Consider the following 20,831-nt stretch of genomic DNA (forward strand, 5'->3'; position numbering starts at 1 on the left):
AGACGACATGCTCAGGGTAGCGCTTCCGGCACTCATCGGCCGACTCAATGCCATCGCCCGCCAGGGCCTGGAACAGGCCGCCGTGCTGTGCGCCGAACAGCAGGCGCCGGAGGTCACCGCCGGGCACCTGCTGCAGGCGCTGATCGACCAGCCGCTGTGCGACCTGCGCAGCCTGCTCGACACGCTGGAGATCGACGCCGAGACGCTGCGTGCGCGGCTGGCCGAGGAGACTCGCCCGGCCCAGGATCTCGAGGTCGCCACGCCAAGCTTCTCGCCGCTGCTGGTCGAGCTGCTGCAGGACGCCTGGCTGCTGGCCGCCACCGAGTACGGCCACCAGACGCTGCGCAGCGGGGTGATCTTCACCGCGCTGTTGCACAACGCCTCGCGCTACCTGGGGCCGCGCAGCCAGGCGCTGCTCGCCGGGATCAACCGCGAGAGCCTGCGCGCCAATCTCGAACGGCTCAGCGCGGATTCCGCCGAGGCCCCGCGTGACAGCGACGCAGCGCCAGCGCGGCGCAGCAGCGCCGCCGGCGCAGGCGACAGCGCCCTGGCGCGCTTCGCCACCTCGCTCACCGAGCAGGCCCGGCGCGGCGAGCTCGACCCGGTGCTGGGCCGCGATCCCGAGATCGACCAGATGCTCGATATCCTCGGTCGGCGGCGCAAGAACAACCCCATCGTGATCGGCGATGCCGGGGTCGGCAAGAGCGCCGTGGTCGAGGGGCTGGCGGCGCGCATCGTGGCCGGCGAGGTACCCACGGCGCTGGCCGATGTCGAGCTGATGACCCTCGACCTCGGCGCGCTGCAGGCCGGTGCTGCGGTCAAGGGCGAGTTCGAGAAGCGTCTCAAGGCGGTGATCGACGAGGTCAAGCATGCCGCCAAGCCGACCCTGCTGTTCATCGACGAGGCGCACACCCTGATCGGCGCCGGCAACCAGGAGGGCGGCGGCGATGCCGCCAACCTGCTCAAGCCGGCGCTGGCGCGGGGCGAGCTGCGCACCATTGCCGCCACCACCTGGCGCGAGTACAAGAAGTACTTCGAGAAGGACCCGGCGCTGTCGCGGCGCTTTCAGCCGGTGGCGCTGGCCGAGCCCAGCGTCGAGCAGGCGCTGGTGATCCTGCGCGGCCTGCGCGACGTCTACGAGCGGGCCCACGGCGTGCTGATCGGCGACAGCGGCCTGCGCGCCGCCGCGGCCCTCTCGGCGCGCTATCTGGCCGGCCGCCAGCTGCCCGACAAGGCCATCGACGTGCTGGATACCGCCTGTGCACGGCTCTCCCAGGCGCTGGAGACGCCGCCGCGGCGGCTCAGCCACCTCAAGAGCGAGCATCTGGCCACGCTGCGCGAGCGCGACCAGCTCGAGCGCGAGGCGCTGCTGGGCCGCAGCCCCGACGCCGAGCAGCGCGACGAACTGGCGGCGCGGCTGGGCCGGCTGGACGACGAGCTGGCCAGCCTGGAGGCGGCCTGGCAGCAGCAGCGCGAGTGCGTCGATGCCATCGTCGCGCTGCATCGCCAGTTGCTCGACGGCGAGGAGGACAAGAGCGAAGAGCAGGACGCGGCCGACCCCCACGCCGCCCTGGCCGAGCACGAGGCGCGCCTGCGCGAACTGCAGCAGGCGTTCGCGCTGGTCAATGCCAGCGTCGAGGAGGCGCAGATCGCCCAGGTCATCGGCGACTGGACCGGGGTGCCGGTGGAGCGCATGACCAGCGACGAGCTGACCCGTCTAACCGAGCTGCCCACCCACCTGGGGCGGCTGGTGCAGGGGCAGGAGATCGCCATCGAACGGGTTCACCGCCACCTGCTGACCGCGCGCGCCGACCTGCGCCGCCCCGGCCGGCCGCTGGGCGCCTTCCTGCTGGTTGGGCCCAGCGGCGTAGGCAAGACCGAGACCGTGGTGCAGATCGCCGAGCACCTCTACGGCGGCCGCCAGTTCCTCACCACCATCAACATGTCCGAGTACCAGGAGAAGCACACCGTATCGCGGCTGATCGGCTCGCCGCCGGGCTATGTGGGCTTCGGCGAGGGCGGCCTGCTGACCGAGGCGATCCGTCAGCGTCCCTACTCGGTGGTGCTGCTCGACGAGGTCGAGAAGGCCCACCCCGACGTGCTCAACCTGTTCTACCAGGCCTTCGACAAGGGCGAACTGGCCGACGGCGAGGGGCGCCTGATCGACTGCAAGAACGTGGTGTTCTTCCTCACCTCCAACCTCGGCTTTGAAGCCATCGTCGCCCACGGCGATGACCGCGAGGCGCTGGACGCCGCGCTCTACCCGGTGCTGGCCGACTTCTTCAAGCCGGCGCTGCTGGCACGCATGGAAGTGGTGCCCTACCTGCCGCTCTCCGGCGCGACCCTGCAGGCCATCGTCGCCGCCAAGCTCGAGACCCTGGCACGGCGCATCGGCGAGCGCCACCGGCACGCCGAGGTGCACCTCGATGACGCCCTGCGCGACGCCATCTGCGCCCGCGCCACGCGCAGCGAGAACGGCGCCCGCATGCTCGAGTCGGTGATCGACGGCGAACTGCTGCCGCCGCTCTCCCAGGCGCTGCTCGAGCGCATGGCGCGGCGCGAGACGGTGACTCGAGTGGCGCTGGGCTTGGATGCCGAGAGCGGCGCCTTTACCGCGGAGGTGGCGTAACACCATGAGTGCGCGGGCGATCGACATGGCGCAGGGCGAGGCGCGGCAGGCCGCGAGCCTGGGGCTCGCTGCCATGCCCACGGCGCTGGCGCTGGTCGAGTGCGCCACCCCGGCGGCCCTGCGCGCGTGCAGTAGCCGGCTGCTGTGCGACAGCCTGGGACTGGCCTGGGTCGAGTGCCTGTTCGTCGAGGGCAGCGGGCGCTGGCTGGGCCGCGATGATGCCGATGTGCGCCTCGACTGCGGCGACTTTCGCCACCCCTACGCGCATGCCATCCGCCGCGGCGAGCCGCTTGACCTGAGCGTGGCCGAGGCGCGCACGCGGCTCGATCATCCCGATTTCCAGGCCCAGGTGGCGGCGCTGCCGGGCGCCCTGCGGCTGCAGATTCGGCCGCTGCGCGCGCTGGATGGTCCCCGCGAGTGGCTGGGGGCGCTGGCGCTGGCCGGCGAGGCGGACACCCTCGCCGGGCTGGCCGCGGACGCCGAGTTTGCCGCCTTCGAGGCGCTGCTGTGCCGGCTGTGGGCGCGACTGGCGCGGGCCCAGGGCGAGCGTCAGCGTTCGGCGGTGCTGCGCGACTCGCTGGCCAAGCTCAACGATGGCGCCCGGCGCCAGAGCCTGGCCGACCAGCTGGCCGATGACCTGCTGGGGGATTCGGCGGCCATGCAGCGCCTGCGCAGCCAGGTGATTCGTGCCGCCGAAACCCAGCTGGCGGTGCTGCTGCAGGGCCAGACCGGCACCGGCAAGGACTGCGTGGCGCGCGCCATTCATCGCTTCTCGGCGCGGGCCGAGGGGCCGTTCATGGCCATCAACTGCGCGGCGATCCCCGAGGCGCTGCTCGAGTCGGAGCTGTTCGGCCACGCCAAGGGGGCCTTCTCCGGGGCCGACCAGGCCCGCGAGGGGCTGATCGGCCAGGCCGACGGCGGCACCCTGTTTCTCGACGAGATCGGCGACATGCCGCTGGCGCTGCAGGCCAAGCTGCTGCGCGTGCTGGAGAGCGGTCGCTACCGCCCGCTGGGGGCCAGCGACGAGCGCTGTGCCGACCTGCGGCTGGTGGCCGCCACTCACCAGCCGCTGCGCGAGCGAATCCGCGACCAGCGCTTCCGCGCCGACCTCTACTATCGCCTGGGCCAGTTTCCGCTCAGCCTGCCGCCGCTGGGCGAGCGGCGCGAGGACATCGCCACCCTGGCCCAGGCATTCGTCGCCGACTTCTGCGTCCGCGAGGGGCGCGACGAGGTGGGTATCACGCCGGCGGCGCTGCGCCAGCTGCGCGAGCGCGACTACCCGGGCAACGTGCGCGAGCTGAAGAACCTGATCGATTACGCCTGCGCCATGTCGCCGCCGGGGGCCGACCTCGAGGCCTCGGCGCTACCCGGCGAGGCCAGCGAGCCGGTCGCAGAGGCCCACGCTGCAGCGCCGCCGGCGGCGTCCGCGCGGGTCGATGACCTGCGCCAGGCGCTGCGCGACTTCGAGGCCGAGCTGATTCGTCAGCGCCTGCGCTATTTCGACGGCAACCGTGCCCTGGCCGCCGAGAGCCTCGGCGTGCCCAAGCGAACCCTGGCACACAAGTGCCGACTGCTGGAAGTGGATGCCCCATGAATGTGATGCGAGTGATATGGCCGAGCGGCCAGGCCGCCCTGGTGGGGCTGCTGCTCGCGCTGAGTCAAGCGGCCATTGCCGATCCGCTCGAGGCGGCGCGTGAGTGTGCCGCCGAGCCCTCGCGGCTCGAGCGCCTGGGCTGCTATGACGCCCTGTTTAAGGACCTGGACGAGGCGGCGGACGAGGTCGGCCTGCCACCACTGTGGCACGCCATCGAGCGCCTGGAAGCCGGCCGCGATGCCGACGATTTTTCGCTGCGCGTCGACGCGCGTAACGGCGACGTGCTGCTCAGTGCTCCGGCCCGCGGCACCACGCCGCCGCGGCCGCTGCTGGTGATCGCCTGCGAGAAGTCGATCACCCGCTTCCAGCTGCACCTGCCCGAGGCCCTCGATGTGCCGCGGGCGGAGCTGACCCTGGGCGCCGGCGGCCGGGCGCTGAGCCAGGCGTGGCGGGTGCGTGATGCCGGCCATGTGGTCAGCGGCGGCCGCGGCCTGCCAGCGATCGAGACCCTGCGTCAACTGCTCGACGCAGACGAACTGCTATTGGCCAGCGAGGTCGCCACCCTCGACGGGCTGCGCTTCGATATCGGCGAGCTGCGTCAGCGCATCCAGCCGCTGCGCGACAGCTGTCGTTGGTGAGGGAATCCATGCGTATCACGTCCGACACTCAGCTTGCCGCACTGCTCGCCCCGCTGGGCGAGTCGCGGGTCGGCGCCGACGTCGAGGAGAGCGCGGACTACCTGTGGCTCGACGAGGAGATGATGAAGGTCGGCTCGCTGCAGCACGGCGAGGTCGACTGGGAGGGCGCCGAGACCCGCGCCGTGCGCCTGCTCGGCCAGGCGGGCAAGGACCTGCGGGTGCTGGGGCATCTGCTGCACTGCCTGCAGCGCGACGGCGACGCGGTGCGCTTTGCGCTGTCGCTGCGGCTGCTGGCCGGCTGCCTCGAGCAGTGGTGGGACGCCGCCTACCCCTATGCCGGGCCGCGTGGCGCCAAGCGTCGTCCGCGGCTGTTCGCGCAGTTCGCCCAGCGCGCGGTGAAGCTCGCCGCTGCGCTCGACTTCGGTAGCGCCGAGGACGAATACCAGGCCTGCCAGCAGGCCCTGGAGGCGCTGCGCGAGGCGGCCACGGCCCGCCAGCTGCCCGACGATGCCCTGGCCGAGCTGGCGCGCCAGCTGCACGCCCTGCGGCCAAGCCGTGAAGCGCCGCCCCCCGCGGCGGCGAGCAATGCCGCGTCGGCAGCCAACACCCCGGGGGCGAGCACGCCGCCGGCGAATAGCGCCACCAAGCTGCCCGAGCTACGCCTGGAGGCGTGCAATGAGCGCGCCAACCGCCAGGTGCTGCTCAAGCTGGCCGACTTCCTCAACGAGCAGTCGCCCGGCGAGGCGCTCGGCTATCGCCTGCGCCGCCACGCCATCTGGTCCGCGATCCAGGCGCTGCCGGCGTCGCGGGAGGGCGGCCGTACCGAGCTGGCGCCGGTCTCCGCCGACCGCATCGCCGACTACCGCGAGGCACTGGCCAAGGGCGGCGACCTGGCGCTGTGGCGGCGCATCGAGAACAGCCTGGCGGTCAGCCCTTACTGGCTGGAGGGCCACCGGCTCAGCGCCCAGCTGGCCGAGCGGCTCGGCCACGCTCGCTGTGCGGCGGCGATTCGCGACGAGGCGGCGCGCTTTCTCGAACGGCTGCCGGGCATCGAGGCGCTGAGCTTCAACGATGCCAGCCCGTTCGTCGACGACGAGACGCTGCGCTGGCTGCACAGCGCCCCCGGGGCCGCCGGCGAGGCGCGCGGCGGCGGCGACGCCGAGCCGTGGCAGGTGGCCCTCGACGCCGCCCGCGAGTGCCTCGACAGCGAAGGCCTGGCGCCGGCGCTGGGCATGCTCGACCAGGGCCTGGCCGCGGCGCGCTCGCCCCGCGACAGCGCCTACTGGCGGCTGGCCAGTGCCGACCTGATGGCGGCGGCGGGCCTCGAGAGCCTGGCCCAGCAGCACTACCAGGCCCTGCACGACGCAGTGGCCGGACTCGAATTGGAGCAGTGGGAGCCGGCGCTGGTCGCACGGCTTCGGGCATCGCTCAAGGGCTGATGCCGAGTAACAGGCGCTGCGCGCGCAGGAGCACGACCATGCATGACACAACGCACGACAGGGACGAGGGATAAGGCTCATGTGGAGAGGAATCAAGTCGGCGCTGGGCCGCTTCGTGCCTGGCGCATCACGCGCCCAAAGCAACGTCAATCAGGCCAAGGGGCATGCCAACAAGGCCAAGGGGCTCAAGCGCGTCATCGTGGCGCTGTGGTGGCTGCTGTTGATCGCCCTGGTGGTGGCGATCTGGTGGCTGGGGCCGCGCTGGGAGGTCCGTGAGGTCTTCCCGCTCGGCCCCTGGCCCAACCGCCTGCTGGCGACCCTGGCGCTGGTCACCGTGGTGGCAGTGGTATGGGGCGTGCGGCTGGCGCGCCGCCTGCGCCAGGTCGATGAAGAACGCAGCCACACCGAGCGTCTGCAGCTCGACCCCGCCCAGGCCCAGGTAGAGCGCCAGGAAGCGACCCTCGACGCGACCCTGTACGAGCTGGAGGACAGCTTGGGCGGCGGTGGCAGCGCGCGCTACAAGCTGCCCTGGTACCTGGTGATGGGCATCGAAAATGCCGGCAAGACCAGCCTGATCAACCGCTCCGGGCAGAACTTCTCCCTCACCCACGTGATGAAGGCCTCCGGCCAGGGCAAGAAGCACGGCCAGTTCGGCTTCGACTGGTGGATCGGCGACAAGGCGGTACTGATCGACCCCGACGGCGAGCTGCTCACCCAGGGCGCGCTGGAGGGCGGCGAGCCCCAGGAAGTCCAGAGCCGGCTGTGGGACCACTTCGTCGACTGGCTGGAGCACCGGCGTGCGCAACGCCCGCTGGACGGCGTGGTGCTGGTACTCGACCTGGCGCGCCTCAGCGATGCCCGGGTCGCGGTGCGCAAGGCCTACGCCTCGCTGCTGCGTGCCCGCCTGCGCGAGCTGATGGAGCGCCACGGCGCGCGCCTGCCGGTCTATGTGACCTTCAGCAAGATGGACCTGCTGCACGGCTTCGATGACTTCTTCCGCCACTACTCGCGCGCCGCGCGCCGCGCGCCGCTGGGCTTCACCTTCAGCCCCGAGTCGATCGAGCGGCCCGGGCTATGGGAGAGCGAGTTCGGCGACTCCTTCGACGCCATGCTCGAGCGCCTCAATGCCAGCCTGCCGACGCTGCTCGCCGAGTGCCGTGACCGTGAGGAGCGCGAGGCGGTGTTCCGCTTCGTGCGCCAGCTCGCCGGCTTGCGTGACGTGCTGCAGGGCTTCCTGACCGAGGCGCTGTCCAGCGACCGCTTCTCCACCGCGGCCATGGTCCGCGGCACCTACTTCACCTCGGTGTATCAGCAGGGCGTGCCCGAAGATCCCTTCGTCGACGCCGCGGCGCGCCGCTACGGCATGGCCGACAGCGTGCAGCCGGCCCATCGGGCGGCACGCAGCGCGCTCTACTTCACCGAGGAGCTGTTCGACAAGGTGATCTACCCCGAGGCGGGGCTGGCCGGCGACAACACCCGCGCCGCCCGGCGTCGCCAGCGGCTGCGCCGCGTCAGCATGCTGGCGTGCCTGTTCGTGGGGGCGGCCATGGTCGGCGGCTGGAGTCACTTCTACCAGAAGAACGCCGCTGCGCTGGCCGATGTCGAGGCGCGCACCGAGGCCTTCCTCGCCGCGCAGCCCTCCGAGCTGCACAGCGACGACCCCACCGGCTATGCCCTGCTCGAACCGCTCGACCGCCTGCGCGGCGCCACCCTGGCCTTCGGCGACCACCGCGAGCAGATGCCGCTGATCGCCGATATGGGGCTCTACCAGGGCGCCGTGGGGCGCGACGTCGAAAGCGCCTACCTGGCGATGCTCGAGTACCACTTCCTGCCCTCGCTGATGGTCGGGATCATGGATGACATGAACCGTGCCGAAGAGGGCAGCAACGAGCAGCTGGCGCTGCTGCGCATCCTGCGCATGATGTCGGATGCCAGCGGCCGCCAGGCCGAGCGGGTGCACGACTTCATGGCGCGCCGCTGGCAGCGCGAATTCCCGCAGCGCGGCAGCGTCCAGGAGCGCCTGCTGGCGCACCTCGACTACGCCCTGGCCTTTACCGACCTCGAAGGCCATGCCGCCGCCGGCGACCGCCAGGCCGAACTGGCCATGCAGCCGCTGCGCGGCAGCATCGAGAGCGCCCAGCAGGCGCTCGCCCGCCAGCCCATGGACGAGCGCGTCTACGCCACCCTCAAGGCCGGCAGCGACCGCCGCAGCGGCGCCGTGCTGGACCTGCGCCAGGGCGTTGGGCCGACCTTCAGCGCGGTGTTCATGGCGCGCGACGACGACCCGGACAATGTGCGCACTCCCAGCCTGACGACGCGCAACGGCTTCGAGGGCTATTTCCTGCAGGAGCTCGACCAGGCCACCGACCTGGCGCTGATCGACCTGTGGGTGCTGGGCCAGCGCGACGACATCGACTTCAGCGAGGCCGATCAGCGCCAGCTGCAGGATGCCCTGCGCGAGCGCTACGTCAGCGACTACCACGTCACCTGGCGCCAGGCCCTCGACGATATCGCGCTGGTGCCGATCCCCGACATCGACCAGGCGGTGGTCGTGGCCGATGCGCTGCTCGGCGCCAGTCGCCCGCTGGACCGGCTGCTCGGCGAGGTCGCCACCCACACCCGGCTCTATCCCGAGCTGCCCGAGGACGACGAGACTGCGCGCCGCGCGCTGGAGCGCTCGCCGCGCTACCGCCTGGCCGGCGATATCGAGCGCCACTTCCGCGATCTCAACGGCCTGCTCGAGGCGCGCAACGGCAATCCGGCGCAGCTCACCGAGATCAAGGAGGCGATCGCCGAGCTGCGCGACTACCTGCGCCAGGTGCAGGGCGCCAGCGATCCGGGCCGCGCGGCCTTCGTCAGCGCTCGCGACCGCCTGGCGCTGCGCGGCGGCGACCCGATCCACAACCTGCAGCGCATCGCCGAGGACACCCCGGCGCCGGTCGACGGCATGCTCGAGAGTCTCGCCGACCAGAGCTGGCAGCTGCTGATGGCCAGCGCCATTCGCCACCTCGAGCACCAGTGGCTGGATGACGTGGTGGCGCCCTACCAGGAGCGCCTGGCCGGCCGCTACCCGCTGGCACCGAGTGCCTCGCGGGACGTGGCGCTCGCCGACTTCGAGACCTTCTTCGCCCCCGGCGGCACCCTCGATGCCTTCTATCAGGACAACCTGCGGCCGTTTATCGAGGAGGCGCCCCAGGAGCTGCTCGATGCCGACGGCAACTCGCTGCTGCGCGACAGCGTGTTTACCGCCGTGCAGCGCGCCGAGCGCATCCGCGAGGCCTACTTCGGCCGCGACGGTGCCCTCGACGTGGAGTTCTCCCTCGAGCCGGTCAGCCTCAGCCCCGACAAGCGGCGCAGCGTGATCAGCGTCGATGGACAACTGATCGAGTACGCCCACAGCGCCAGCAGCCGGGTCTCGATGATCTGGCCCAATGCGCTGCGCGGCGGCACCGAGAGCCGCGTGACCCTGGTGCCCAGCGAGGTCAACCGCTCGCCGCGCAGCCTGACCCGCGACGGCGCCTGGGCCTGGTTCCGGCTGCTCGACGAGGCCGAGATCACTTCGGCCAGCGAGCGTGAGCTGGAGCTGCGCTTCAGCGTCGACGGCGGCAGCGTGCGCTACCGCCTGAACGCTAGCGGCTCACGCAATCCCTTTACCCGTCCGCTGGCTGCCGGCTTCCAGCTGCCCACCGCCCTCTACGCCGAAGGAGGCCTGGATGCTGAGGACACTTAAGCGGCTGCTGGGGGGCGAGCGCGCCTCCCCGCCTGCGCGGCAAGCCGGCCAGGCGCTTGGCGGTGGCCTGGCGGCGGCCCGGGAGGCGGATATCCAGCGCTTCCTCGACGCCGCCTGCCGCGCCGACGAGCGCAACCAGGCGCCCTGGGTGCTGCGCGACGAGGCGCGCATCGAGACCCTGCGCCGGGCGCTGGAGTTCACCCTGCACCGCGGGCTGTGGCTGCAGCGCGAGGCGCAAGGCGTGGCCCACTGGCAGGGCCGGCTGCTGGCGCTGCGCCACGCCGACGGGCCGCCGCTGGGCATGCTGCTGGCCTGCCGTCCCGACGACGAAGCCGCCTGGCAGCTGCGCTTCTTCTACATCGAGCCGGAGTGGCAGGGCAGCGCTCACGGCGCCCGGTTGCTGATGGCGGCGCGCCGCAGCCTCAGCGGCAGCCCGCTGCAGGTGCGCCTGCCGGTCAGCTGCAAGGCAGCCATTAACAGCCTGGAGGCCGCCGGCTTCCAACACATGCATACCGACGCCACCCAGGTGGCCAGTTTCGAGGCGCCGGCCGAGTGGCACTGACGGCGACGCCCTGACCAGAGGAGGACGACGGATGGGACGCAAGCTCGTACTCGTAGGAGATATCGGTACCGACCATGACGGCTTCCCGCCGACGCCGGTCATCGCCGGCAGCCCCACGACCATGATCGATGGCAAGCCGGTGGCGCGCCTGGGCGACCCCCTGGCCCCCCACGACAAGCCCAAGCACCCGCAGCACCCGCGCGCCATCGCCGAGGGCTCGGGCTCGATCCTGATCGACGGCAAGCCCGCCGCCCTCACCGGCCATGCCGTGGACTGTGGCGGCGTGGTGATCGGCTCCGCCACCGGGGAGGGCAGCTGAGATGGGCACCGGACTGCAATTCACCCTGGCCCTGGCCAGTGACGACGCCCTCGACCTGGCGGTGCTCGACTTCACCCTCGAGGAGTCGCTCTCGGCGCCGTTCCGCCTCGCGGTCGAGTTCGCCAGCCGCGACCCCGACCTCAGCCCCGCGGCCTTCCTCGACCGCGAGCTGACGTTGACGATCTGGCAGGACGGCGAACCGCTGCGCCGCATCCACGGCATCGCCGCCGAGTTCAGCCGCGGCGACCGCGGCCACCGCCGCACCTTCTACTCGCTGGTGATCCGCCCGGCGCTGTGGCGCCTCTCGCTGCGCCACAACTCGCGCATCTTCCAGCAGGTCTCGCCGCTGACCATCATCAACACCCTGTGCGAGGAGCGCGGCATCACCGACGTCGCCTTCGCCGTCACCCGCGAGCCCGAAGAGCGCGAGTACTGCGTGCAGTACCGCGAGACCGATCTGGCCTTTGTCCAGCGCCTGGCCGCCGAAGAGGGACTGTTTTACTTCCACGAATTCGAAGACGAGGTCGGCGGCGCCCACCGCCTGGTGTTCGCCGACGACCCGCAGATGCTGACCGCGCTGGGCGAGCGCAGCTACCACAGCCGCGCCGGCGGCAGCGCCCCGACCCGCCATGTGCGCAAGCTCCGCCAGGTCGCCCGGGTCGCCCCGGCCAGCGCCACCCTCAAGGACTACTCCTTCAAGCAGCCGGCCTATTCACAGCTCCACGAGCACGTGGCCGGGGGCCTCGAGGAACATGCGCAAAGAGACGACTACGAGCACTACGACTACCCCGGGCGCTACAAGCACGACGCCTCCGGCGAGCCCTTCACCCGCATCCGTCTCGACGCGCTGCGCCGCGACGCCGCCACCGCCGAGGCCGAGAGCGACCTGCCCGAGCTCGCCCCCGGCAGCCGCTTCACGCTGAGCGACCACGACGCCGACAGCCTCAACCGCGACTGGCAGGTGGTGCGGATCATCCACCGCGGCGAACAGCCCCAGGCGCTGGAAGAGGACGGTGTCACCCAGGGCGACGCCAAGGGCATGACCCGCTATTACAACCAGATCGTGCTCACCCCCGGCGACGCCGCCTGGCGCCCCGAACCGGACCCCAAGCCCCGCGTCGACGGCCCCCAGGTCGCCTTCGTGGTCGGCCCCGAGGGTGAAGAGATCCACTGCGACGAGCACGGCCGGGTCAAGGTGCAGTTCCCCTGGGACCGCTACGCCGAACCGGATGACACTGCTAGCTGCTGGATCCGCGTCGCTCAGGGCTGGGCCGGCGGCGGCTACGGCAGCATCGCCATCCCGCGGATCGGGCATGAGGTGGTGGTCTCATTCCTCGAGGGCGACCCGGATCAGCCGCTGATCACCGGGCGCACCTACCATGCGGTCAATACCGCGCCCTACACGCTGCCCGAGCACAAGACCCGCACCGTGATCCGCACCCAGAGCCACCAGGGTGAGGGCTTCAACGAGCTGCGCTTCGAGGACCAGGCTGACCAGGAGCAGATCTGGTTGCACGCCCAGAAGGACCTGGAACTGCTCACCAACAACGACCGCACCGAAGAGATCGGCCGCGACAGCCATCTCAAGGTCCACCACGACCGCATCAGCGAAATCGACAGCGACGACCACCTCACGGTGCACGGCAGCCGCCACACCCAGGTCGACGGCGACGACCACCTGATCGTCGACGCCACCCGCCACGAGAAATACGGCCGCGCCCAGCTGGTCGAGGCCGGCCAGGAGGTCCACCACAAGGCCGGCATGAAGGTGGTGATCGACGCCGGCGCCGAGATCACCCTCAACGCCGGCGGCAGCTTCGTCAAACTCGACCCCAGCGGCGTCACCATCGTCGGCCCCAGCGTCAAGATCAACTCCGGCGGCAGCCCCGGCTCGGGCTCCGGCCAGGCATCGCAAGGGCCCAAGCTGCCGCGGGAGGTGGAAGGCGCGCCACAGTTCACGCCGGTGGAGGCGCCGCAGCACGCCGCGCTGCTGCAGCAGCAAGCGCTATGCCCGGTATGTGAAAAGGGCAGTGACGGGTGACGAGCATGCGGCATTGGCCACTGACAAATGGCCTGCTGGGCGGCGAGTGGCGCTGGCCCAGTGAGCACAAGGTATATCTGCTGCTCGACGGTGTGCGAGTGCAGGACTTGGCCCGTCGACTCTATGAATGGTCGGAAGGACGCTTGGAGGCGGACCTGCTGTATGCCGGCACGCCCTGGTCAGACGTCAACGACGTCTCGCCCTGGCTGGTGCACCTCGCCGGGCCAGAGGACCCTGTCTTGCGGCAGTTTCTGGAGGAGGGCCTCGCGCCGGAATGGGGCTACCTGATCGTCAGTGAGTCCGGCCTTGTCGAGCTTAGCGACCATCTCCGCGGCCTGATCCAGGTCGTGCATCCCGCCGGTATTCCGCTGCTGCTGCGCCTGGCTGATCCGGCGGTGATTGCCGCACTCTTAACGCCGGATAGCTCGCCCGTGCAGGTGCCATGGGGGCCTATCGACAGCGTATTGGCGCCGGACGCTGTGGCTGAGGAGTGGCGCTGTTGGTCCCCCGCGGTGACCGATGCAGCCCCTAACTCGCTGGACCATGCCTATCGACTCTCAGAGCTGCAGCTCCAGCGACTCCAGGCATGCGACCTGCGCCGCGATACTCGGCGACTGATGGCCTTTGTGGAGCGCCACTGTGTTGACTGGCTACCCAGCATCGGGGGCGCGCAGCGTCATGAGCAGCTTGCCGCGATCATCGCGGAGGCGCGTGATTTCGGGTTCCACGCCCCACGCGAGTGGGCGCTGCTCTGTACCCTGATGGCCCGTCTCGGCATTACCACTTGGCGAGAGGGTGCCACCGATACCGCCGCCTACCGCTGGCTCACTGCACCGGATCGCAGCCCTATCGCGCGTCTCGAGGCTGCCCTGCAAGCGGCCAACCCGCATTCATCCCCCGTCATGACATAGGGAGCCTGTCATATGTCCGCGTTCGAGCGACCCACCGATGACCGTGAAGATGGCGCCCTGGCCGCCTACGAGCTCTCCAATCGAGACTGCGATGAGGGTGGCACCTGTCCGCTGAACAGCGGCAAGGTGCAACTGCTGCCACTGCGCTATGGCCTCGTCGAGGAACTCGAGCCGGGATGCGCCACCCCCTATACCCTGAGCGCCCGGCCGCTGGGGATTCGCCTGCTGCGCAATGGCTATCTCTACGTGCTCGACGCAGAGACCAACGAACTCGCCGAGTACGAGTTTCGTGACCAGGGTGATGAGATCACCGGCGGCAAGCTTGAATACGATACCGACCGCACCCTCTACGTCTGTTTCTCCGAAGTGAAGTGGACCGACGCCAAGCGCGCCCAGGTGGTGGACAGCGAGGAAGACCGCGACGCCTTTATGCAGGCCGTCGATCTCTCGGGTGCCAATCCCATCAACGGCGGTGGCGAACACCTGATCACCACGGCCCAGGCAGAAGCCTGGGTCGCGGAATTTGCCGAAGAGGCCGAGCCGGAGCCACCCGAAGACGGCCACGCGCAGGAAGGCGAGGCCTACCACTGGGAAAACGACCACTACTACCACAAGACCCGCCTCGGCAAGCTGCTCAAGCAGCACGACGTCGAGGATCGCGATGAGTGCCTGTGCCTGGTGGTACGCGACGACATCGGCGTGATGCGCGACCTGGCCATGTATCAGGACAACGTGGTGGGGTGGATCGAGGAGTGGACGGAGGAGCAGGAGAAACGGACGCAACGCAACTATGTGCTGGGCTGTTATATCGAGTCCATCACCCAACTGTCGGCAGAGACGCTGGAGTCGCTGGCGCCAGGTGAAGAAGGCTCGCCGGAGTTGGCGCTTTGGCAAGACCTGGAGGCACTGGAGGAGCCGAACAGAGAGCGCACTCGGCAAACGCTGCTCGACTACCTCAATACGGAGCAAACCCTGCCGCGGTCCTATGACCCTGATTTGCCGGATGAGCTAAGAGAAAGACTGCTCGAGGTAAGTCCGGACCCCAGTCGAACCAATGCCTATAAGATCCAGCAGATCCAGCAACGGGAAATACGCCGCTACTACGCCAACGATGCCCTGGCAGACGCCGATGGTGAGCTTGTCGAGCGGCATCTGGACACCTTGGTCGACCTCAAGGAGACCAATAATCGGCGCGTTCGCGATATTCTGGAAGGGGCCTCCTTCGGTCAGCGCGGGGTCAACGACCTGATTCGCCGCGGCGAAATGGATCGATTCCTGGAGCAGCAGCGGCCCAAGCTCGAGCGCTGGAACGCCTTGCTCGCCCAAATCAGCCAAGATCGAGCTGAGATGTTGTGCTCAAGCGCCTTTCACGTCGCTGCCTGGTATTTTGACGCCGACAGTGAAGAGCAAGTTGAGAAAGCGTTCTCGGCGGAATATGCCTGTACGCGGGATATCTGCCGGGACGACGACGTCATCGAAAGAATCAAGCAGTGGCTCACCGAACACCCCGAGTATGATCGTCCCCTCTTTCATACCCGTAGCCTGGAGGAGCAAGCTGCGCTGATAAAGGACTACACGGCGCTCATTTCGGCGGGATACGGCATTCTGAATCACCTGGACAACTGGGTTGATAGGCTAAAAGAGGCCGAAAATGGGAAACTGCCCGACCTGACGAAATTGCCGAAGGAGTTACAACCCTTGGCAAATGGTGCCAGAACCAATCTTACGCCTGCAGTGGGTGCTGGTTTAGCCAAGATCATGGAACAATTGCAACAGTCGATGGGGCAGGGCGATTTCGTCATGCCGGATCTTGAGGACCTGTTTCGCCAGCTTGATCCCCCTGCTGCATGGGCGCGCATCGTCGATGCTGCGAAGGAGAATGGCGCCCGCTTTGTTTTCTCGACGCAGAGCCTTGAAGAGCTGATGGACCTGGTGGAAGAGACCCTGGCCCTACGCCAGCGCCTGACTAGCCTGAACAATAGGCGGCAGGCGGCTTCAGGCACCGAACGTGAGCAGCTTAGTAATCAGCGCCGCAGTGTACAGGCACAGTTGGATGCCAATGAGCAGCGCTTGGCTGCTGCGCTAAGCCCGGTCGGCGACGTGGGGGCAGACGATCTTACCCTATCGGAAGGCGACAGCGGCCGTGCTGGTCTGGTGCTGGAGTTCGATGATGCCGGCAAGGCCGTGGCAGTCGGCAAGCTAACCAGCAATCTTAGGCATGGGATCTACCGTGCCCCACCCGCGGGGCTATTGGGCGATGGTGTTGGACTGCTGGTATTTATTGGCCAGGCGGTGGGGTTATGGGCGGCGACGAGTGCACTGCGTAATGTGGGTGATGATAAAACGCACGAGAAATTAAAGGATTTAGAGAAAAGATTTTGGGCAGCAACATTTGCGACAGGTGCAGCGGGTTTTTTGGCAGCACAAAGTATTGGTGATACCGCGCTTCAGGCTCAGGCGCGTGCGCTGGGGAATGCTGTTAACTCAAGCCGCGCAAGCGGTGTATACGCTCAGTTAGGGCGAATGCATTTTGGGTTGGGTGTTGCGGGATATTTTACCGGGCTCGGGGCTTCTGTATTCGGTTTATCTAGTAATAGAGGTAACTGGCAGGACGCGGTGCGGAGGGGAAATGCTGCGGCTCAAGGGGCCGCCGCGCTGTCAATGGTGGGAGATGCCGGGCTGATGGGGGCCCACGGATATGGGTTGGTTTCCAATGCTAGGGTGGGAGTTGCCGTTGCGCGAGGCGCTACGACATGGGCAATGGCAGGCCCGCATCTGGCATCGGTCTTTTGGCGCTTTAATGGCATTGGCCTGGCGTTTTCGATTCTGCAACTCGGTGGCACTTGGCTCTATAATCGCCACAATATTAGCCAGCACGATCAATGGCTGTTGGCCTCGCCTTGGGGAACCGAGGAGGGTAATGAGTCCCTTGAACATTATCTCGATGAGCTAAGACGCATCAGCCAAGCCGCCCATATCACCTTGGAAGAGGTCTACGCAGAGAGCTGGCGTCCCAACTGGACGCGTAGCCCCGACTACTATCAGGTTGCGCTGCATCTACCTGGACTGTCCCCCGAGGCACTGCAACCCCCACTGGTTGGGCAGGCGCCCGTTCGCCTCTTGCTCAAGGCCTGGCAGGTGCAGCCTGTAAAGATCTGGCAGCGTGATGGCACGGTACGGGCACCGGAGCATTGGCTGGAGGCGACTAGCGAGCTGGCAGAAGCGATGGCGCTAGGGACCGATGGCGATAAGGGCCATGTGCTGTTATCGGGGCTGGCGCCGAACCATCGGCAGACCCCTCATGGGTATGACACCGAGCACTGGGTGGTTGGGATACGTCTGGAGCACCTCGATGACGAAGGGGACTATCAGGCAAGCGACGTTTACATCTATATCGACCCGCGCGGTGGGACCGGTAGCGGCAAACGCTATATGCCCTCGGCGTTTCCCCGTCGAGGCGATCCGGGGAGCTGGTATGCTGTGGATCTTTGACCAGCAGGCGATAAGAGACGAAAGGGAACTCGACTATGAATAATAAGGGACCGGACTTGCCGCAGCCTGAGCTATCTCAGCCTCACCATGCGGGGGACGTACAGGCGATTCCCGGGGGCCGTATCACCTATCTGGCGCCACTGCCCTTATCGACGGGTCAGCCGCCTCTGGATATGAGCAAGGCCATCAGCGAACTTAACAACACTTGGCTGGATGTCGGGGGGGGGTGGCCAAGTGTCTATGGGTGGCAGATGATTACTGCGGGATGGTTTGGGTTTGTATTACTATGCTTGATAGGGTTTCCTCTTGTTAGCTTAGCTTTATTACCTTTAGATATGGCCAAGAGCGTGTATCGCGGCTTTTTTTGGTCGGGTATAGTAGGCGGGGCGGCAGGTTTATTGCTCATGTATATAGGCCACTATTTGGGCCTTCAGGATTTAAAGAAAAGCATCCCCGTCCGCTTTAATCGCCAGCGCCGGGAAGTCTGCTTTACCCTTACCGATACGCAAGAAACCGTCTACGTGCCCTGGGAGTCCTTGATGGCCTGGGTGGTAGAGGCGCGTGGTGCCACCCAGTACGGCGTACAGCAGCAGTATGGCATGGGCGTCGGCTATGCCCACCCGGAGACGGGGCAGTGGCTAAAGCTCGAGTACATGACGGCGGGGCTGCCCCTGGCGATCAGCAACTGGGAAGCGATCCGTGCCTATATGGAGTATGAGGTCCACTCCCTTCATGAGATCCAGGATCCCCACCTGCCGCGAGGCAAGGACGACCCGCCCTGGGAGGGCATGCATACCCTGCGCAATGCGCGCCACCGGATGCGCGAGCGCCGGGCCAAGGGGGAAGTCGGGCCGATTTTTACGTTCTTCTGGTATGCCTACCACGTTATCGAACTATGGAACCTGCCCGGCTACTTGACCGAGTGGGAAGCCAAGCGGTTGATGAAGAGCCGCCCCAAGCTGCGTCCGGCGGAGGTGGAGGAATGGTCCAAACCCCTCCCCGAAGATCAGTGGGCCAAGCCCAGCGAGGAGTTGGTGAGGCTCTCCAACGAGGTGAGGCGGATCCGCGAGCGCGATCCGCAGCGTCCGGTCGACGAGGTGTTCGCCGAGGCGTATCGGCTGGAAGGGATCGAGGCCTAATGTCTAACCTCGCGTAAAGAAACTCAATGTTTAACACCAGCCCCAAAGAGGCCCTTCCCCCGATGCGCTCAGGCGAGCGTGAAAGCCGCGCCGGGGGCGAGCAGTACTGCCTTAGCCCGTTACCGCTCCCCGTGGATAGCGAGCACGGGGTGGACGTGGCCAATATCGATGTTCGCCATGATGACGTCACCATGGATATTCGCCAGGGGGCAAGCCCCGAAAGCCTTATGACAGCGGGCCACGTTGCCAGCGGGTTATCGCTTTGCATGATACTTCTTTTTCTGATTCTCTGGGCGGGGTTAGGAGGCTATTCCCCAGGTTTCCAGTTAATGACTTTTTTCGGGGGGGGGGTTATATTTTGTTTTTCTAAATTTCTTTATTCTAGGCATTATATGGATTAATACGCTGCTCAAGCGCCTCCCACCTATTCGCCTCAATCGACAGCGCCGTGAAGTAGCATTTGTAGTGGATCCCCCGGGGCGCTTTTGGCTACCTGCGCCTCATAATCTGTGGTTAATATCGACGGTGGGTACAGCAGCAGCGATATTGGGGGTTCTAGGTATTATTGAAATAGGAGAGTGGTTGCGTGGCGCTCGGGAGAGTTTTCCACTTGGTTTGACGGTACTGCACCTCGGCGCAATGGCTTTTCTCTTTATTTATCCCCCTCTCTACGATGCCATCTGCCGCCTCTTCAAGCGTGAGCGCCGCACGGTGTTGGTGCCTTGGGAAGACGTCGTTGCGGTGTGTGGCTTTAACCCCAGTTTGGGGCCGGGGGCCATTACCGGCTTTGGCTGGAACTTTGCCCTGCTGCCGCCCGATCCCGAACGGCCGGGTTATACCCTGCCGGGGGCGGGGATTATGGTTGGCGTTGGCGGCCTGCCCGGGGCCCTGGCCCAGTGGGAGTACATCCGCCGCTTTATGGAAGAGGGCGCCGAGGCGATTACGCCCTCGGCCAAGGAGTGGGGCCTCGAGTGGTACGACGCCTACGTCGCCCGTGAAAAAGCGGCATGCGAACGCACCAACGACAAGGCCCGCTGGCGGCGCTTTCGACGCAAGCGCCTGTGGGAACACGCCCGCTTCGCCCACTGGTACACCGAGTACCGTATGAAGCATGTACTCCCAAGGCGGTCCCCAAGGACTGGCTGGAGGAGTGGTCCAAGCCGCTACCCAAGGCGCAGTGGGCCAAGCCCTCTGCCGCCGTCACCGAGCTGAGCGAGCAGCTCCGCGCCGCCTACCAGCGCGGCGAAAAGTTTACCGAGATGGGCGATATCGAAAAGCGCTTTGGGGTCGAGGTGGCACCGCCTGCTCAGTCGGCCTATCGTTCACTGCCCTTTGCGGCGAATCCGCATTGAGACTGCCGCAACGCTAATGACGAGTCCTAACGTCGCGCCCAGCTGGTCGAAGCCGGCCAGGAAGGGCACCATAAGGGGGGCACGAGGTAGTGAGTGTCTGAGTCCTTGATGCCGAGGGCATCGAAGGCACGATCTGCGCCCGGCTGCCATAATCCCTGTTTTCCTCGACGTTAGAGATCGCAATGTTATTTCTGATCATCGTATTTGGCCTGATCGGCCTCGCCGTTGGCGGCCCCATCGGTCTCCTGGTGGGCGGCGGCCTGGGCTGGTGGCTGGGGCGGCAGCTCAAACGCCGCTTGAGTGTCGCGCGGATGCGTATCCAAGAGGGCTTTCTAGAATCGATTTTTTCGGTAATGGGCTGCCTGTGCCAGGCGGACGGCAAGGTGACCGACGGCGAGCTGGGCGTTGCCGAAAAACTCTTCGATCAGATGCGCCTGCAAGGCGAGCAGCGAGCCAGGGCACGTGCTGCGTTCGAGCGCGGCCGGGCCGACGACTTCGATTTAGACGCCGAGCTTGTCAGCGTGAATCGCCTCACCCGGCACCAGCCCGTGATGCGCCAGGTATTTCTGCAGGTTCAGCTGTCGGCGATCGCGGCTGATGGCGTGCTGCATCCCGCCGAGCACGAGATGATTCTGCGTGTGGCTCGTGGCGTGGGTTGTAGCGAGGCCGAAGTACAGCAAATCGAAGCCATGCTGCACGGCGCTGCCGCCAACTCGCAGGGCGCCAGCGAGGAAGCCCTTCATGATGCCTACCGAGTGCTGGGTGTATCGGAAGACGCCAGTGACGCCGAGATTAAAAAGGCCTACCGGCGCCTGATGAGCCAGAACCATCCGGACAAACTGGCGGGCAAAGGGCTGCCTGAGAGCATGCGCGAGGTGGCCCAGGCGCGAACGAGCGAAATCAGCAACGCTCATGAACGGATTCGCGCGGCCCGCGGCTGATCGCGCCTAAGCATTCGCCGTCAACAGGCGACTCGGCGAAATTT

Annotated in this window: 12 protein-coding genes and 1 pseudogene; all 13 read left to right on the forward strand. The window is 67.2% G+C overall.

What is annotated here, in order from left to right; genetic code table 11:
- Positions 1 to 7: 7 nt before the first annotated feature.
- The 13 genes and pseudogenes from BWR19_00620 to BWR19_00680 all read left to right on the forward strand — a co-directional run bounded on the left by BWR19_00620 (position 8) and on the right by BWR19_00680 (position 20,787).
- Positions 8 to 2,629: a ClpV1 family T6SS ATPase gene (locus BWR19_00620; GenBank protein ID APX91574.1), complete on the forward strand. Its 2,622-nt coding sequence runs from the start codon at positions 8 to 10 to the stop codon at positions 2,627 to 2,629.
- A 25-nt stretch (positions 2,630 to 2,654) separates the two neighbouring features.
- Entirely contained in the window at positions 2,655 to 4,223 is a 1,569-nt protein-coding gene (locus BWR19_00625; GenBank protein ID APX94842.1) for a Fis family transcriptional regulator, read from the forward strand.
- Positions 4,224 to 4,297: 74 nt separating this feature from the next.
- The gene (locus BWR19_00630; protein ID APX94843.1) at positions 4,298 to 4,861 is read left to right on the forward strand and encodes a type VI secretion system-associated protein; all 564 of its coding nucleotides are present in this window, start codon (positions 4,298 to 4,300) and stop codon (positions 4,859 to 4,861) included.
- Between the two features lie 8 nt (positions 4,862 to 4,869).
- Positions 4,870 to 6,300, forward strand: coding sequence for a type VI secretion system ImpA domain-containing protein (locus tag BWR19_00635; protein APX91575.1), 1,431 nt, complete (start codon positions 4,870 to 4,872; stop codon positions 6,298 to 6,300).
- 79 nt (positions 6,301 to 6,379) lie between these two features.
- Positions 6,380 to 10,030 carry a Fis family transcriptional regulator gene (locus tag BWR19_00640; GenBank protein ID APX91576.1) on the forward strand — a complete coding sequence of 1,217 codons (3,651 nt, stop codon included), beginning with the start codon at positions 6,380 to 6,382 and terminating at the stop codon, positions 10,028 to 10,030.
- Positions 10,014 to 10,592, forward strand: a complete 579-nt coding sequence (locus BWR19_00645; GenBank protein APX91577.1) for a GNAT family N-acetyltransferase — start codon at positions 10,014 to 10,016, stop codon at positions 10,590 to 10,592. Before BWR19_00640 ends, BWR19_00645 begins: the two co-directional genes overlap by 17 nt.
- Before the next feature lie 31 nt (positions 10,593 to 10,623).
- Positions 10,624 to 10,911: a hypothetical protein gene (locus BWR19_00650; protein APX91578.1), complete on the forward strand. Its 288-nt coding sequence runs from the start codon at positions 10,624 to 10,626 to the stop codon at positions 10,909 to 10,911.
- 1 nt (position 10,912) lies between these two features.
- Positions 10,913 to 12,952: a type IV secretion protein Rhs gene (locus BWR19_00655; protein ID APX91579.1), complete on the forward strand. Its 2,040-nt coding sequence runs from the start codon at positions 10,913 to 10,915 to the stop codon at positions 12,950 to 12,952.
- Positions 12,953 to 12,957: 5 nt separating this feature from the next.
- Positions 12,958 to 13,863, forward strand: coding sequence for a hypothetical protein (locus BWR19_00660; protein APX91580.1), 906 nt, complete (start codon positions 12,958 to 12,960; stop codon positions 13,861 to 13,863).
- 12 nt (positions 13,864 to 13,875) lie between these two features.
- Positions 13,876 to 17,355, forward strand: coding sequence for a hypothetical protein (locus BWR19_00665; protein APX91581.1), 3,480 nt, complete (start codon positions 13,876 to 13,878; stop codon positions 17,353 to 17,355).
- Positions 17,356 to 17,390: 35 nt separating this feature from the next.
- Complete coding sequence (locus BWR19_00670) at positions 17,391 to 18,494, forward strand: hypothetical protein (GenBank protein APX91582.1); 1,104 nt, start codon at positions 17,391 to 17,393, stop codon at positions 18,492 to 18,494.
- 26 nt (positions 18,495 to 18,520) lie between these two features.
- Positions 18,521 to 19,846 (forward strand): annotated as a pseudogene (locus tag BWR19_00675) (hypothetical protein).
- Positions 19,847 to 20,028: 182 nt separating this feature from the next.
- On the forward strand, positions 20,029 to 20,787 hold the full coding sequence (locus tag BWR19_00680; protein APX91583.1) for a molecular chaperone DjlA: 759 nt from the start codon (positions 20,029 to 20,031) through the stop codon (positions 20,785 to 20,787).
- Positions 20,788 to 20,831 lie beyond the last annotated feature (44 nt).

The organism is Halomonas sp. 1513, assembly GCA_001971685.1.
Lineage (GTDB): Bacteria > Pseudomonadota > Gammaproteobacteria > Pseudomonadales > Halomonadaceae > Franzmannia.

Excerpts from the sequence above, each read along its gene's own strand:
- BWR19_00620 (APX91574.1), top strand. The coding sequence starts at position 8 with ATGCTCAGGGTAGCGCTTCCGGCACTCATCGGCCGACTCAATGCCATC.
- BWR19_00625 (APX94842.1), top strand. The coding sequence starts at position 2,655 with ATGGCGCAGGGCGAGGCGCGGCAGGCCGCGAGCCTGGGGCTCGCTGCC.
- BWR19_00635 (APX91575.1), top strand. The coding sequence starts at position 4,870 with ATGCGTATCACGTCCGACACTCAGCTTGCCGCACTGCTCGCCCCGCTG.
- BWR19_00640 (APX91576.1), top strand. The coding sequence starts at position 6,380 with ATGTGGAGAGGAATCAAGTCGGCGCTGGGCCGCTTCGTGCCTGGCGCA.
- BWR19_00645 (APX91577.1), top strand. The coding sequence starts at position 10,014 with ATGCTGAGGACACTTAAGCGGCTGCTGGGGGGCGAGCGCGCCTCCCCG.
- BWR19_00650 (APX91578.1), top strand. The coding sequence starts at position 10,624 with ATGGGACGCAAGCTCGTACTCGTAGGAGATATCGGTACCGACCATGAC.
- BWR19_00655 (APX91579.1), top strand. The coding sequence starts at position 10,913 with ATGGGCACCGGACTGCAATTCACCCTGGCCCTGGCCAGTGACGACGCC.
- BWR19_00660 (APX91580.1), top strand. The coding sequence starts at position 12,958 with ATGCGGCATTGGCCACTGACAAATGGCCTGCTGGGCGGCGAGTGGCGC.
- BWR19_00665 (APX91581.1), top strand. The coding sequence starts at position 13,876 with ATGTCCGCGTTCGAGCGACCCACCGATGACCGTGAAGATGGCGCCCTG.
- BWR19_00670 (APX91582.1), top strand. The coding sequence starts at position 17,391 with ATGAATAATAAGGGACCGGACTTGCCGCAGCCTGAGCTATCTCAGCCT.
- BWR19_00680 (APX91583.1), top strand. The coding sequence starts at position 20,029 with ATGTTATTTCTGATCATCGTATTTGGCCTGATCGGCCTCGCCGTTGGC.